We start from the raw sequence: 15994 nt of genomic DNA on the forward strand, positions 1-15994 counted from the left end.
AATATAATACTAACACCAAAAAAAATGTTACACGACCCAAATCATATTTACATATTCGATACCACTTTGCGCGATGGCGAGCAGGTTCCCGGATGCCAGTTAACCACATCCGAAAAAATTGAAATAGCTAAAGAACTCGAATTATTGGGCGTGGATGTGATTGAGGCAGGCTTCCCGATTTCCAGTCCGGGCGATTTCCAAAGTGTGGTTGAATTATCAAAAGCCGTAACTAAACCAATCATTTGTGCTTTAACCCGCGCCAATAAAGGCGATATTGATTCGGCTGTGGCTTCGCTGCAATATGCCAAACGGCCGCGTATCCATACCGGAATTGGTGCTTCGGATATGCATATTCAATACAAATTCCACAGTACGCGTGATGAAATTTTGGCACGCGGCGTAGATGCCGTAAAATATGCTAAAACTTTTGTAGAAGACATCGAATTTTATGCGGAAGATGCCGGCCGTGCCGATCTGGAATATCTGGCCCGCATGATTGAAGCGGTAATTGCTGCCGGTGCAACGGTGGTTAATATTCCGGATACCAACGGCTATTGTTTACCGGATGCTTATGGCGCGCGTATCCGTTATCTGAAAGAAAATGTTAAAAATATCGATCAGGCCATTATTTCTGTTCATTGCCATAACGATTTGGGTTTGGCAACGGCCAACTCGATTGCAGGTGTACAAAACGGTGCACGCCAGATTGAATGTACGATCAATGGTATTGGCGAACGTGCCGGAAATACTTCGTTGGAAGAAGTGGCAATGATCTTGAAAACACATCAAACATTAAACTTGCATTCTACCATCAACAGTAAAAAGTTTTATAGTTTGAGCAATATGGTGAGCCGGATGATGAATATGCCGGTGCAGCCAAACAAAGCAATTGTGGGCAAAAACGCTTTTGCACATAGTTCCGGCATTCATCAGGATGGGTTTTTAAAGCACCGGGAAAACTATGAAATCATCAACCCGGAAGATGTGGGCATTCCTTCCGCAGAAATTGTGTTGACTGCCAGAAGCGGCCGCCACGCGTTGAAACATCACTTGGAACGCTTGGGCTACGTGATCGAAAAGGTGAACCTGGATGAAGTTTATCACCGTTTTTTGACTTTGGCCGATCAGAAAAAAGAAATAAATGACAATGATCTATTTTTTTTAATGGGCGATGGTACGGAAGGCAACTACAATGCCAGCAGTATTAAAATGAAATCATTAAAAGTAGTGATGGGCGAAAATACAACGCCGGAAGCAACCGTGACCTTAGAAATCAGCAGTGAAGAAAAAAGTGCCACGGCAACCGGAAACGGGCCGGTTAATGCAACCATTAAAGCGATTGAAAGCATTATCGGCAAAAAACCCAGCTTAAAAGAATTTAATATCCAAGCCATGCACGGCGGTAGCGATGATATCAGCCGGGTAGATATGATGCTTCTTTTAGATGGTAAAAATTATGATGGTTATGGTTTTAGTACGGACATAGTCCGTGCTTCGGCCAATGCTTATTTAGATGCTGTAAACAAATTTTTGTCCTGAAAATGCTGTTAGAAGAAGCCGTAAAAATAGATTCTGCCGCTGCGCTGGAACGTTTAAAAAATGTGGTTAAAAGAACGCCGCTGGAATTTAACGAACGTTTATCGGAAAAATATCAGTGCGAAGTTTATTTAAAGCGCGAAGATTTGCAAATCGTCCGTTCTTATAAACTGCGCGGTGCTTATAATTTAATCAGTCAGCTTAGCCAAACCCAATTGAAAAAAGGTGTTGTTTGTGCCAGTGCCGGAAACCATGCGCAAGGCGTGGCTTATTCCTGCAATAAATTAGGTACGAACGGCATTATTTTCATGCCCGAAATCACACCAAAACAAAAAGTTAACCAAACGAAAATGTTTGGGAACGGCCATGTAGAAGTAGTTTTGATTGGCGATACATTTGACGATTGTTTAAAAGAAGCACTTTTATACACAGAAAAACATGGTATGGCTTTTATCCCGCCGTTTGATCATCCGCTGGTAATTGAAGGACAAGGAACCGTAGGTGTAGAAATTTTACAGCAATTGCCGGACGTTGATGTGCTGATTATGCCGGTTGGCGGCGGCGGACTTTCAGCCGGCATCGGCAATTATTTCAAACAAAAAAAACCGGATACTTTATTGATCGGAACCGAACCGGAAGGTGCGCCATCTATGCACGAAGCACTCAAAAACGACCAACCCATTACTTTAGACAGCATTAACAAGTTTGTAGATGGTGCTTCCGTAAAACGTGTGGGCTCGTTAACTTACCAAATGTGCAAAGAAGCACTCGACGGAATGCTGCTTATCCCGGAAGGAAAAGTTTGTACCACCATCTTAAAATTGTATAACGAAGATGCTATTGTTGCCGAACCTGCCGGTGCCTTATCGGTTTCGGCATTGGATTTCTGCAAAGAGAAAATCATTGGCAAAAAAGTAGTTTGCGTATTGAGTGGCGGCAATAATGATATTGACCGTTTGCAGGAAATCAAAGAACGATCTTTAATTTATGAAGGTTTAAAACACTATTTTATCATCCGTTTTCCGCAGCGGCCGGGTGCTTTGCGTTTGTTTGCCAACAAGGTTTTGGGCCCGAATGATGACATTACCCGTTTTGAATTTGTAAAAAAGACAGAACGCGAAAGCGGGCCGGCTTTGGTTTGTGTTGAATTAAAAGACAAGGAAGATTACAAAGCTTTAATTACGCGCATGGTGGAAAACCGCTTTGATTACAAGGAGCTAAATAAAGACGATAATCTTTTTGAATACTTTATTTAAGAGCCTGTTTAAAATTTTGCTGAACGTGTTTTATATACTTCTTTTATCACCTAAAAAATGGTAAGTAGATTATTTATAATTGATGCCAATACTAAATTTTATACGGTAAAAGAAGCATTACCTTTTCTTTGATATAAAATTTAAACAGGCTAAAATTTCTTTTTTTCTTTTTAGAAGCCTAACTTGCTTTATAAAAGAAGATTATGCAATCTCCCGAATCGTTAATTGAGGAAGAAGTAAAACAAGAGTTTCAGTTAGAAAGGATGATCCTTTTTAGTGATGCTGTTTTTGCCATCGTAATTACGTTGATGGCCATTGATATTAAAATACCGGATACGAACGGCATCAGGATCACATCTGCAGAACTTACCCATCACCTGCTACATCTTCTTCCTATATTTATAGCTTATGCCTTTAGCTTCTTTTTTATCGGCCGCACCTGGTATGACCATTTGAAACTTTTTGGTTATCTAAAAAAATACGACGGAGGCCTGGTTTTTTGTAATCTTTTGCTGCTGTTCAGTATCGGCTTGTTTCCTTTCGCTGCTTCCGTACTTGTCCATTTGGTCAAGACCTCATTAAACTTTGCAATTTACTTTGCAATTTTAGGTTTATGCTTTGCCTCAGAAATTTATTTAAGATATTATGTGTTGATCAAACATCCGGAATTGAGAAATGACAAACCAATACATATAGAGTTATTGACTTATCATTTGCAAAAGAACATTGCGCTTGTTTTTGTAGTTACATTTCTTTTTGTATTTATTACCAATCTATTGATAACAGGTTTAGAAGATAAACAGCTTGCTTTATTGTGGTCTTTACCAGCACTTGTAATGATCCGATTACTTAGAAGCAAGTACAATAAATCTAGGCGCCAAATGCTAAAAACTTCATAAAATTTAAGCTCACAAATTCCCCTGCTTTAAATTCATTTATTTTAAATTGAAAAACGCGCAAGTCAACATCATCACAAGCAACCAATAATTCTTCATAAGTACCTTTAAACCATACTTCTTTTACCACATGTTTTTTGGTGCCGAAGTTTTTTTCTACCGAAATCCATTCCGGATAAATAACAACTGTAGATGCGTCAGCCGTAATCCCGCAAGTTAAAGCTTGTGCTTTTGTCAGGATATTACAATTGGACAAAAGCTGGGCCGAATACAAACTTCGCGGATTATTGTAAATATTTCGCGGCTTTCCGGTTTCCACAATTTCGCCGTCTTTTAAAACCACCAGCTCATCGGCCAATGATAATACTTCCTGCGGATCATGCGAAACCATAATCACCGTTAAACCTGTTTGGAACACAATTTTCCGGATGTCCTGCTGCAAATTATCCCTAAAAGAAGCATCGACCTGATTAAAAGGCTCGTCCAATAATAAAACTTTTGGGCCGGAAACCAAAGCACGCGCAATAGAAACCCGCTGCCGTTCGCCGCCACTTAAATCCGCCACGCGCCGATTTTTCAAATCCAGTAAACGCAATTGCTGCAACACTTCCGTAGTTTTGGCGGATTTATATTCGAGGTTTGTATTGGGCAAAAGTGATGATACGTTATCCCAAACTTTGGCGTAAAGATTTAAATGATCGGATTGCTGGGTAACCATTTTCATCTGCTCATGGCCGGGGATTAGTTTTACGTCCGGCCCCCAAACACGTTCGCCTTCAAGATATATTTTGCCTTCGTCCGCAGCGATCAAACCGTAAATCAGGTTTAACAAAGTAGATTTCCCGCTGCCGCTCTGGCCGATAATCGCCATGATTTTCCCTTCAGCAATACTTAAATCTATATTTTTTACACCTGATGTTTTTTCGCCTGCAAATAATTTGGTTATATTTTTTACCTCTAAAAAAGGTATTGCTTCTGCCATTTAGCAAAGTTACGTAAAACAAAAATCCCGGTTTGACGACCAGGATTTGAAAATATAGTTTTTAAATCCTACAACCCAAACGTCAACCCAAAATGCATACTTTTTAAGCCGTTTTGATTAGGGCTGTTTTCAAACATATTGTTTCCGTAATATTTTACAAACAAACCCAGGTTTTTATAACCGGCGCGGGCGTAAGCACCATATCTAAACTGGCTGAAATGGTAGTTGTCGTAAAACTTCTTTTTGCCCATTTCGCCGCTGATCTGTTTCACTTTTCCGTTCAGCAGAAACCCAATTTCAGGCCCAACAGTAAAACGAAACTTGTTGCCGCGCTTATCATCTTTCGTCCGGAAATCAAAAGCTAAAGGAATGCGCAGATAACTTGCCGAAAAACGGTTTTTACTATAATCAACCTGATCCGTAGTATAAGTTAAGGTTGGGGCATTTTGCTGAATGGTGATATTTTGGCGCAAGCGGATCAGTGTCCAATCAAAACCACCGGCCAGATAAATTTTAAAATACGGGTTAAAACGATAGCCCAACTGCAACACATCAAAACCAACATAAGCCGTTTTGCCGCCTTTATAATCCAAAAATTTATTTGCCGGGGATAAAGTAAAACTGCCATTGTCCACCAATCTGGAAAAACCCAAATCAAAGTGGGAAAATATAATGCCGAAATGTAGTTTAGAACCAACCGTTGTGATTGGCAGCGGCCGGGCACGCAGCGAATCCAGCTTGAGCCGAAACTTAATGATTTTCCGGTTGGTTTTATAATACTTGGCAGAATCACTGTCGGCAGGTGCATTGCTGCCGGGTATTGTATCTGTTTTTACCTGTGCAAAAGCATTAGAAAACAAGCAAAACAAAAAAGTGGACAACATTAAAAAACGTTTCATAATATATAATTAAACAAGTTTATTTTTCTTTTTTGATACTGATAAAACCAAGGTTGATGCCGGTAACATTGGATTCGTCGCCATCATCGTTATCCGTAAATTGGATCAGTTTGTCTTCGCGCTTATCCACTTTGGCCATCACCAGATTTACCACATCACCAATGCTGCGGATACGTTTGTGTTTTGTTTTTGGTGGGACATTTACAGCAGTTTGCAACGTTGGTTTTACAATTGCCGGTAGTACAATTTCCTCTTCGGGTTGTGGGTTTAAACTAATGGAAATATCCGGGGCCAAAGCAATTTGAGTTGAATTGTTTTTTTGATTTTCGGTTTCCGGATCAGGCTTAACTTGTGCCAAAGTTTGGGTCAGATTATTTTTAGCTTTAGGTTTTACAGGAATGAAATTCTGGGTTGCAATCGTTTTGATTTTAGCTTTTGCCGATGCTTCTTTTACAACCTTATTTTTAGCCGATAAAAGAAGCATGCTGTTTTTAGCACCTAAATTTTGGATTTGATTTTCAATTGGATCTATTTTTTGCAATACAACTTTAACTGTTTTTTTCGGAAGCGGGTTTTTTACCAGTACATCTTTCCGCAGAAACAATAACCCAACCGAAAACACAACCACAACTCCTGCTGCAATACGCAAGATTGGAATAATACTTTTCTTTTTCGTTTTCCTATCCAATTCTATACTTATATTTTGCCACAAGTTTGCGGTAGGTTCTGCTTCAAAATTATCCAATCCGGAAGCAAACAAATCATCCAATTCTTTATCCGAAGTTTTCATACTTTGCCCTTTCTGTTTGGTTAACTTTTTCTTTTAAAATTGTACGCGCCCTGGAAAGTTGGGATTTTGATGCCCCTTCACTAATGTTCATTGCCCCGGCAATTTCTTTGTGCGAATAACCTTCAATTGCATACATGTTGAAAACCATGCGGTAACCAGGCGGCAGGGTTTGGATAATGGCCAGCAAATCCTTCGCCTCCAAGCTGCAGGCCGCAACCGGATCAACGGATTGTTCTGCCCCGGGCGTTTCCAAATCTACCAACTGCATCATTTTGTGATGTTTGCGGTAATATTCTATTGCGCTGTGTACCATAATCCGGCGTATCCAGCCCTCAAAAGAACCTTCACCTTTAAAGTCTTGTATCTTGCCAAAAACCTTAATAAAACCATTTTGCAACATATCTTCGGCTTCCGCTTTATCAGTGGCGTAACGCAGGCAAACGCCCAGCATTTTGGCAGCAAAAAGTTTGTAAAGCGTTTCCTGTGCTTTGCGCTTGCCAAGCAGGCAACCCTGTATTACATCCGTTATGCTGGTTTCCAAAACAATCATTTACAAACAAGATGATTTATTGGGCAGATTGGTTGCATAATTTTAAAATAATTTTTGCAGATACTGTTTTTATCACGTAAAACTATGCGGCAAGCGGTTTGTAGTGCAGTTAATCTTTAAAAAAACCGTATTTTCATTTCCTCAGACCTAACCTTATTAAACATGCCGCGCTGGTTAAAAAATGTGCTCAAAACAATTGCTGTCCTTACCGGATTGCTGCTGTTCGCCCTCGTTGCCATAACGATGTACGTCAGTTTTAACAAAAAATCTATCCTGACCGATGTAACCAAAGTTTTAAACAAAAATTTAAACGGCGGCAAACTAACCATTGGTGGTATGGACCCAACTTTTCTGAAAGGTTTTCCAAACATTTCGCTTTTGCTTAAAGATGTGGTTTTGAAAGACAGTTTGTGGGAAAAACACCATCATACGCTGCTGCAGGCGCAGGATTTAAACATTTCGGTAAACACATTTGCTTTGTTTAAGGGCACAATTTTGATCAACAAAGTCAGCATCGATCAGGCCAAAATTGATTTGTTTACGGATAGCACAGGCTATAGCAACACCTCTGTGCTCAAGAAAAAAAAACAGCCTGAAAAAGAAAAAAACAAAGATGAAAGTTCTGACACCGAACTGCGGAAGTTTGCTTTGAACGATGTACAATTCGTGCTGGACAACCGGAAAGGACATAAACTTTTTCAGTTTAACGTAGATGAGCTAAACGGTAAAATGGATTATCCGGGCAATAACTGGAATGCCGCCGTAAGCTTGAAAATTTTTGCCAAAAGCTTGGCTTTTAATACTTTACGCGGAAGTTTTATTAAAGATAAATTAGTTCGGGGCGATCTGGAAGCCAGTTATGACGACAACAGCGGCATCATCAGCCTTAAACCAAAAGTTTTGAACATCGGTGATGATGGTTTCATCATCGGTGCAAAGTTTTTCACCAAAAAACGCGACGGCGATTTTATTTTTGACATTACCGAAAACAGCTTATTGTGGAAACACGCTTCGGCTTTGCTGGCACCAAATATTGCCGAACATTTAAACCGGTTTGACCTGAAAAACCCGCTGGCGGTGCATTGTGTTTTGGGCGGTAATTTCAATTCTTCCGGAGATCCTTCCATCGATGTAAACTGTAAAGTGGAAAACAATACCCTTACCACGCCCGAAGGCACGGTTGACAGTTGCAGTTTCCGGGGCGTTTACACCAATAGTTTCAACAAAAGCAAACCGCTTTCTGATGAAAACTCTGCCATAGAATTATTTGGCCTGAAAGGTAATTACGAACAAGTACCGTTTAAAGTTGATACCGGCATCATCAGCAACCTGAACAAACCGATTGTGGCCGGAACATTAAAATCAGATTTTGCCGTTTCCAGGCTTAATCATTTGTTTGGCGAAACGATGGTTTTTGCAAAAGGCAACGCCAGTGTAAACCTGAAATACCGGGCAAATATTGTTGATTTTAAATTTATAAAACCAGCTATCGGCGGTGTTATCGATATTAAAAACGCTGATTTTACTTATCTGCAAAATAAACTGAACTTTAAAAACACTTCACTTCTGCTGGATTTTTCGGGAGAGGATTTGTTGCTGAAAAACATCCGTTTACAAAGCGGGAAAAGCATTGTGGCGATGGAAGGCAGCGTTAAAAATTTTAAAAATCTGTATTATTCTGCCCCGGAAAAAATTGTGGTCGATTGGCAAATCCGCAGTCCGCAATTATACCTGGGCGAGTTTTTGGGCTACCTTTCTTCCCGGGCAAAAAAACCGGCCAAAAAAAGCAACGACAGTAATTTTGCCGATCAGTTAAGCACTGTTTTAGAAAAAGGTACGGCAGATATGCACCTGCAGGTTGACAAGGTTTATTATGACAAGTTTTTGGCTACGGATGTTAAGGCAGATTTACTGGTTTCGGAAAGCGGTATCCGCTTAAAAAACGTAAATGCAAAAAGTGCCGGCGGGACTTTTAATTTGAACGGAAGCATTGCCCAAAACGGAAACCTGAATCATTTTGCCATCAATACCAACGTGAACAATGCCAATATCGGCAACTTTTTTTACGCGTTTGACAATTTCGGCATAACCGGTTTTAGCTATAAAAACCTGCGTGGCTTTTTGTCGCTGAGATCAAATATTGCCGGAAACATTACCGACATGGGGAAACTGGTGCCGAAATCTTTATCCGGAACGATAAACCTCAACCTGAAAAAAGGTGCTTTGATAGATTTTACACCGATAACAAATGTTGGCAAATTTGCTTTTCCGTTCCGCAACCTGGATCACATCACCATTGATAATTTAAACGGCAGGTTTGATTTGCTGGGCGATAAAATCCGGATCCAACCGATGCAGATCAACTCCAGTATTTTAAACATGAACGTTGCCGGCGTTTACGGCTTTACCAAAGGAACCAACATTGCGCTGGACATACCGTTGCGCAACCCGAAAAAAGATGAAGATATTACGAACAAAAAAGAGCTGAAAGAACGGCGGATGAAAGGTATCGTACTGCATATCCTGGCTTCGGACGGTGAAGACGGAAAGATAAAAATCGGCTGGAACAGTAACCACGACTGACAGCGCGCTGTAGTTTTTAAAGCACTTCAACAAACGATCAAACTTATTGGCCATGCTTCTTTTATCACCTAAATTTTGATGGTTTTTGATGGATTTTCCCATCAGCAAAAATTAGCAAAACAAAATTGAGGTGATAAAAGAAGCATGCAACAGCTTTTAAAGATATAAGATTTTACAAATGTTTGCAGTGGGCGTTTTCTGTTGATAATGTCATTCGGAAAATTTACGCGGATGGCCGCAAGATTATTTTCCTGGCTCCATTTGTTATTGATAGCTTTGCAGCAACAAAACCAATTAATCACCAACTTTATGAAAAGAACAATTACCACCTTAGCCGGTACGGTACTGGTGCTTTTTCTTTTTCTGAATGCTTCTTTTGCGCAGCAAAAAGTAACGGGCACCGTTACCGATGCAACTACGGGCGAAACCCTGATTGGCGTAAGCGTTTTAGTTAAAGGCACCACAACAGGCACCGTAACCGATGTGAACGGCAAATTTGGCATCAGTACGCCAGCCGGTTCAAGCTTAACTTTTACTTACATCGGTTATACTACGCAGGAAGTTGCGGTAACTGATCAAACAACCATCAACATAAAACTTGCTGCCCAAACCAAGCAGCTGGCTCAGGTGGTGGTTATTGGTTACGGCACGCAGCGCAGGCGCGATGTTACAGGTTCTGTGGCCAGCGTAAATGGCGAAGAACTGGCCAAACAACCCGTGCAAACGCCAACCCAGGCCTTGCAGGGCAAAGTGGCAGGCGTACAGGTTATTTCATCCGGGCAACCCAATTCGCAGCCGCAAGTCCGCATCCGTGGTACAGGTTCTGTTTTGGCCGGTGCCGAACCGTTATATGTTGTTGATGGCGTTTTAACAGATGATATCCGCAACATCAATAACGCAGATATCATCAGTTTAGATGTGCTAAAAGATGCATCGGCAGCTATTTACGGCGTGCGCGGAGCCAACGGCGTCATCATCATCACCACCAGAAAAGGCAAAAACGGACCGCCGGTTGTACGTTACGATGCCAATGCGGGCTTTAGCCAGATTGCCAACAAAGTAAAAATGGCCAATCGGTCACAATATGTTTCTTATCTGGGCGATGCCGATCCGGCAAAAGTGGCCTCTGTTAACCTTACCGGATTGACCACACCCGGAACAACCGACTGGTATGGTGCCGTTTTGCGCCAGGCTTTCCAGATGAACCACAATATTTCTGTTTCAGGAGGATCTGATAAAGCTGATTACTTTGTAAGTGCCAACTACCTCACCAACAACGGCATTATTCAAACCAATAATTTTCAGCGGTTTACGCTGCGCGAAAATTCCAGCGTGAATATTTCTGACAAAATCAAACTAAGCTCGCAACTTTCACTCTCCAGAGGGGCAGAACGTGCCGTGCCTTTGGGCGATACCTACAACAGCATTTATCGTGCAGCACCTGTTATCCCGGCAAAAACCGATAATGGTTTATATGGTAATACTTCCGCCTGGGGAAATGTGGGCAACCCTTTGTTGCAAATCGATAAAACCAATACACTAAATATTGGCAACCGTGTGCAGGGAAACCTGGCTTTGGATTACAACCCGCTAAAGTTTTTGAAACTGCATACTGCTTTTAACGATGATATTGTGTTCAACAACAACCGTTCTTACCTTTATCAATATAACAACGATGCCAGCACTTTTACCATTGCAGGTGGCAATCAACGACAAAACAACAGCGCGCTGAGTGTGGAGCAAAACAATTCTTTCCATTACGTTTGGGACAATACGGCTACATATGATCAAATTTTCGGACAAAGTCATTTGACAGTTTTGGGCGGATATTCGGTCGAGAAATTCAAGTCGAGCTTTATTAACGGAAGCCGGATCAACGTGCCTACAAGCCCGGATGAATGGTATCTGAGTTTAGGCGATCCGAGCTTGAATGCTTTGGATGCCAACAGCGGCGATTTATACACCCGCGAATCGTATTTTGCCCGTGCCAATTACAGCTTTGCAGGAAAATATTTGTTGAGCGGCACTTTTCGTCGTGACGGCAGTTCGCGTTTCAGTTCCCGTTATGGTAATTTCTACACCGTTGGTGCAGGCTGGTTAATTTCCGAAGAGGATTTCATGAAGAACAGTACTGTTTTTAGCAACCTAAAATTGCGCGGCAGTTATGGCAAGTTGGGCAATGATAATATCGGTACAGGTTTGTATGTGGTTACGGCGTCCATCAATCAGCCATATTACTTTAATAATGGCACGCTTACTTATGGCAGCGTGATCCAGGATATTAAAGATACCAACCTGAAATGGGAAACGACAGACCAGCTGGATCTGGGTGTAGAATACGGTTTCTTAAACAACCGCCTGACCGGTGAAGCGGACTATTACAACAAAAAAGTTAAAAACGCACTGACTTACGTTTCCATTCCTGGGATTTTGGGCGATCCTGATAACCAGTTTGTAACCAACGCAGCTTCCTATAAAAATGAAGGTGCAGAGGTTTCTTTGAATTGGAACGATAAAATCGGCCCCAAATTCAAATATAGTATCGGTGCCAACCTCAGTTACAATAAAAATATGGTAACCGGCTTAAACGGCGGACAGGCTTTGCAAGGCGGCGGCGTTGGCGGCCAAGGCAATGTTACCCGCACAGATAACGGCCACTCAATTGCCAGTTTTTATGTGTTGCAGGCCACGGGCGTTTTCCAAAACGCGGCGCAAGTGGCGGCGGCTCCAAAAGGTTCGGGCGGTTATGCACCGGTGGTTGGTGGTTTAATGTATGCTGATATTAATGGTGATGGTAAAATTGATGCCAACGACCGTATTTATGCCGGTTCTTATCAGCCTAAGTTTTTTGGTGGCTTTAATTTAACCATGAGTTATGATGCTTTTGATTTCAACGCTGATTTTTACGGCAACTGGGGCAACAAAATTTATAACGGTAAAAAAGCTTTCCGCAGCAGCCCCGAAGATAACATCGAAGCTAATTATGCGGATAACCGCTGGACGGCTTCCAATCCGTCCAATATCAATCCAAACGTAATCTCACAATCCACACCGGCTTCTACTTATTTTATCGAATCCGGTGCATTTTTGCGCTTAAACAATGTTTCTGTTGGTTATACTATTCCTTCAGAACTATTGAAACGGGCCAAAATTTCCCGCCTGCGGATTTATGCCACTTCACAGAATTTGTTTACGGCAAAACGTTACAGCGGTTTTAGCCCGGAGTTACAAGGTTTAAGTGATAATACCACCAACATCCTGGGATCGGGCATTGAGTTGGGCACTTATCCAACCATCCGTACCTTTTCATTCGGCCTAAACCTTCAATTTTAATTCTCTTCACATGAAAAAAACACTGATAAAAAAAGCATCCCTTGTGGCCGCCGTGGCTTTGTTGTCCATCGGGTTTGATGGCTGCAAAAGATATTTGGACGTGAACCCGCAAGGGCAAATTACGCAGGCACAAATTGCCACTGATCCTGCGGCAGCGCAAAATTTAGTGACGGGCATTTATAACGTTTTTTACATCGGCGGTTTTGCCCCTGATATTGATAGTTTTCAGTTTGTGATCATGACGGATATTGCTTCCGATGATGGCGACAAAGGCAGCTCTCCGGCTGATTATGGCGATGCCTTGCAAATTGACAACCTGCAAACGCCTGCCACAAACGGCGTGGTCAACAACGTTTGGAACGGCCATTATCAAGGCATTGCACGCACCAATCAGGCGTTGGGCCAGTTGCAAACCGCAACTTTTGATGCTGTCACCAAAAACAAGTTGATTGCCGAAACACGTTTTTTACGTGCCTATTTTTACTTTAATTTAGTTCGGTTGTTTGGCGGTGTGCCAAAGTTAGACCATGTGCCAAGTGTTGGTGAAGCCAATAGTGCAGCTTTACAAACGCGCGCTTCCGCGGCTGATATTTATGCTTTTATTGTAAGCGATCTGGATTTTGCCGTTGCCAACCTGCCCGACAAAGGTGCAACCGATGTTGGCCGTGCCACCAAAAGTGCCGCACAAGGTTTGGAAGCGAAAGTATATCTGTACATGAAAAATTACCAGAAAGCGTATGATCTTTCGCAAGCAGTGATTACGGGTGGAAAATATTCACTGGTGAAAGATTATTCATTGATTTGGCGGCAGAACGCCGTGAACGGAGATGGCGGCAACAACAATTCCGAATCACTTTTTGAAATTCAGGCTGGCATTAACAAAGATTGTTCGGCCGGCATCAATTTGTACACTGTTTCGCAAGGGCCGCGCGCTGGCGGCAAATACGGCTGGTCTGATTTAGGTTTCGGTTTCAATAATCCAACATCCAGTTTGGTAAACGAATACGAAGCCGGCGATGTACGCAAAAACGGAACGATTATTTTCATCAACCCAACCAACGGAACCAATTCTTCCGGTACGGTTTTGTTTGATGGATTTCGGATCCCAAGTCAGGATTCGGTTCAAAATTCACGCTATAGTTACAAAGCTTATCACAGCCGCACGGCAGAAGCCAACTGCGGCGGCAACACCGATCGTTTGCCAAAACAGGTGCGCATTCTGCGTTATGCCGATGTGTTGCTGATCAATGCTGAAGCTGCTTTTCAATTAGGCAATCTTGGCGTTGCTACCACAGATTTGAATTTGGTGCGGACAAGGGCTGGCTTACAAAACGTAACGGCAACGCTGCCCGCCATTTGGCACGAACGCCGGGTAGAACTGGCCATGGAGCATGACCGTTTCTTTGATCTGGTTCGGCAGGATGCCGTGCAACCCGGACGTGCGGCCGCGGCTTTTGCTGCGGATGGCGGTAAAACCTGGTCGGCAACACGGGCTTTGTTCCCCATCCCGCAAACACAAATTGATTTGAGCAGTGGCAATCTGAAGCAAAATCCCGGTTATTAATTAGCTTACCAAAGCCAGGCACAGTTGTTTGGCTTTACTTTAAAACCCCAAATTTATGCCAGTAAAAGAAGCATCAGGCAAAACCGTTATCATCGCTGCCTTGCTGCTGCATACTGTTTTTATCGGCCTTTTTTCGTTACCGGTTTCGGCTCAAAACAAAAAAAAATTAACTGATAACCAACTGCTGGACACGGTGCAAAAACGCACGTTTCAATATTTCTGGCAAGGTGCAGAACCAACCTCAGGCCTGGCGCACGAGCGCGTGCACATGGATGGTATTTACCCGGACCACGATTCTACAACTATCGCCACCGGTGCTTCCGGTTTTGGCGTAATGGCGATTTTGGTTGGGATGGAACGCCATTTTATCACCCGAAAACAAGGCACGGAACGCTTTGAAAAGATTGTGGCTTTCCTGGAGAAAGCAGATCGTTATCACGGCGCATATTCGCACTGGATGCTTCCCAACGGAAAAATCAAAGCTTTTGGCAAAACCGATAACGGCGGGGATTTGGTGGAAACTTCCTTTTTGATGCAGGGTTTGCTCTGTGTGCGCCAATATTATGCACACGGAAATCCGCAGGAAAAAAAACTCTCTAAACGCATCGACAAAATCTGGAAAGCGGTAGATTACAACTGGTACCGGCAAAATAACCACAACGTGCTTTACTGGCACTGGTCGCCGCAGTATAATTGGATCGAAAATTTTCCGGTTACAGGTTATAACGAATGCCTGATTTTGTATGTTTTAGGCGGAAGTTCGCCAACACACGGCGTGCCCGCGGCGGTTTACCACGATGGCTGGGCGCGGGGCGGCGAAATCGAAACCAACATCAAACCGTATGGCTATTTGATCACTTTAAAACACAACGTAGCACCCGGAGATTATGTTGGGCCGCTTTTTTGGGCGCATTATTCCTATCTCGGCCTCAACCCAAAAGGATTGAAAGATAAATATGCCGATTACTGGCTGCACAACACCAATCATACACTGATCAACCGTGCTTATTGCCTCGAAAACCCAAAACATTATATAGGTTATGGCGAAAATTGCTGGGGGCTGACGGCCAGTTATTCTATAAATGGTTATGCCGCGCATAATTCTAATTTGAAGGATGACCTCGGTGTGATTGCGCCAACAGCGGCCATATCTTCCTATCCTTACACGCCCAAAGAATCGATGAAAGTAATCCGGCATTTGTATGAAGATTTGGGTGATAAAGTTTGGGGCGAATATGGTTTTTATGATGCTTTTAGCGAAACGGCCAACTGGTTTCCGCATAAATATTTGGGCATTGATCAGGGGCCGCAGGTAGTGATGCTGGAAAATGCACGTTCGGGTTTGCTGTGGAAATTGTTTATGAGCTGCCCGGAAGTTAAAACAGGATTGACAAAATTGGGCTTTACCTATCCGGAACCTAAATCAAAATAAAAAATTTCCTTCTATTTGCCATACTGTTTTTATCGGCTATTTTTAGGTGCCGAATTGTTTCTGTACAGTAAAAGGCATAATTTTGTAAGGAAACACAAACTTTTAAAACCATATGTTGCACATGAACATGCAAAGCTGCCAAATCCGCAGGAAAGCTGTCCAACAAATCTTTA

Annotated in this window: 11 protein-coding genes; 7 read left to right on the forward strand and 4 right to left on the reverse strand. The window is 42.4% G+C overall.

The window, feature by feature from the left end; translation table 11 throughout:
* Window positions 1–24: 24 nt before the first annotated feature.
* The 3 genes from ACOFKR_RS15780 to ACOFKR_RS15790 all read left to right on the forward strand — a co-directional run bounded on the left by ACOFKR_RS15780 (window position 25) and on the right by ACOFKR_RS15790 (window position 3691).
* Entirely contained in the window at window positions 25–1539 is a 1515-nt protein-coding gene (locus ACOFKR_RS15780) for a 2-isopropylmalate synthase (RefSeq protein WP_419801759.1), read from the forward strand.
* Window positions 1540–1541: 2 nt separating this feature from the next.
* Window positions 1542–2792, forward strand: coding sequence for a threonine ammonia-lyase IlvA (gene ilvA, locus ACOFKR_RS15785; protein ID WP_419801760.1), 1251 nt, complete (start codon window positions 1542–1544; stop codon window positions 2790–2792).
* Between the two features lie 203 nt (window positions 2793–2995).
* The gene (locus tag ACOFKR_RS15790; RefSeq protein WP_419801761.1) at window positions 2996–3691 is read left to right on the forward strand and encodes a TMEM175 family protein; all 696 of its coding nucleotides are present in this window, start codon (window positions 2996–2998) and stop codon (window positions 3689–3691) included.
* On the opposite strand, the gene ACOFKR_RS15795 is transcribed toward ACOFKR_RS15790, so the two are convergent.
* The 4 genes from ACOFKR_RS15795 to ACOFKR_RS15810 all read right to left on the reverse strand — a co-directional run bounded on the left by ACOFKR_RS15795 (window position 3663) and on the right by ACOFKR_RS15810 (window position 6909).
* A complete protein-coding gene (locus ACOFKR_RS15795; RefSeq protein ID WP_419801762.1) occupies window positions 3663–4670 on the reverse strand; it encodes an ABC transporter ATP-binding protein in 1008 nt (335 codons plus the stop codon). The two genes, ACOFKR_RS15790 and ACOFKR_RS15795, sit on opposite strands and share 29 nt — an antisense overlap.
* A gap of 68 nt (window positions 4671–4738) precedes the next feature.
* Window positions 4739–5569, reverse strand: coding sequence for an outer membrane beta-barrel protein (locus ACOFKR_RS15800; protein WP_419801763.1), 831 nt, complete (start codon window positions 5567–5569; stop codon window positions 4739–4741).
* Between the two features lie 19 nt (window positions 5570–5588).
* Entirely contained in the window at window positions 5589–6359 is a 771-nt protein-coding gene (locus tag ACOFKR_RS15805) for a hypothetical protein (protein WP_419801764.1), read from the reverse strand.
* Window positions 6343–6909, reverse strand: a complete 567-nt coding sequence (locus ACOFKR_RS15810) for an RNA polymerase sigma factor (RefSeq protein WP_419801765.1) — start codon at window positions 6907–6909, stop codon at window positions 6343–6345. The genes ACOFKR_RS15805 and ACOFKR_RS15810 overlap by 17 nt, the downstream gene beginning before the upstream one ends.
* Before the next feature lie 162 nt (window positions 6910–7071).
* On the opposite strand from ACOFKR_RS15810, the gene ACOFKR_RS15815 reads away from it, so the two are divergent.
* The 4 genes from ACOFKR_RS15815 to ACOFKR_RS15830 all read left to right on the forward strand — a co-directional run bounded on the left by ACOFKR_RS15815 (window position 7072) and on the right by ACOFKR_RS15830 (window position 15821).
* Complete coding sequence (locus ACOFKR_RS15815) at window positions 7072–9492, forward strand: AsmA family protein (RefSeq protein ID WP_419801766.1); 2421 nt, start codon at window positions 7072–7074, stop codon at window positions 9490–9492.
* A 309-nt stretch (window positions 9493–9801) separates the two neighbouring features.
* Window positions 9802–12825: a SusC/RagA family TonB-linked outer membrane protein gene (locus ACOFKR_RS15820; RefSeq protein WP_419801767.1), complete on the forward strand. Its 3024-nt coding sequence runs from the start codon at window positions 9802–9804 to the stop codon at window positions 12823–12825.
* A gap of 10 nt (window positions 12826–12835) precedes the next feature.
* Window positions 12836–14389, forward strand: coding sequence for a RagB/SusD family nutrient uptake outer membrane protein (locus ACOFKR_RS15825; RefSeq protein ID WP_419801768.1), 1554 nt, complete (start codon window positions 12836–12838; stop codon window positions 14387–14389).
* Between the two features lie 55 nt (window positions 14390–14444).
* Entirely contained in the window at window positions 14445–15821 is a 1377-nt protein-coding gene (locus tag ACOFKR_RS15830; protein WP_419801769.1) for a glucoamylase family protein, read from the forward strand.
* Window positions 15822–15994: the final 173 nt, after the last annotated feature.

This window comes from Mucilaginibacter sp., assembly GCF_965201005.1.
Taxonomy (GTDB): Bacteria; Bacteroidota; Bacteroidia; order Sphingobacteriales; family Sphingobacteriaceae; genus Mucilaginibacter_A.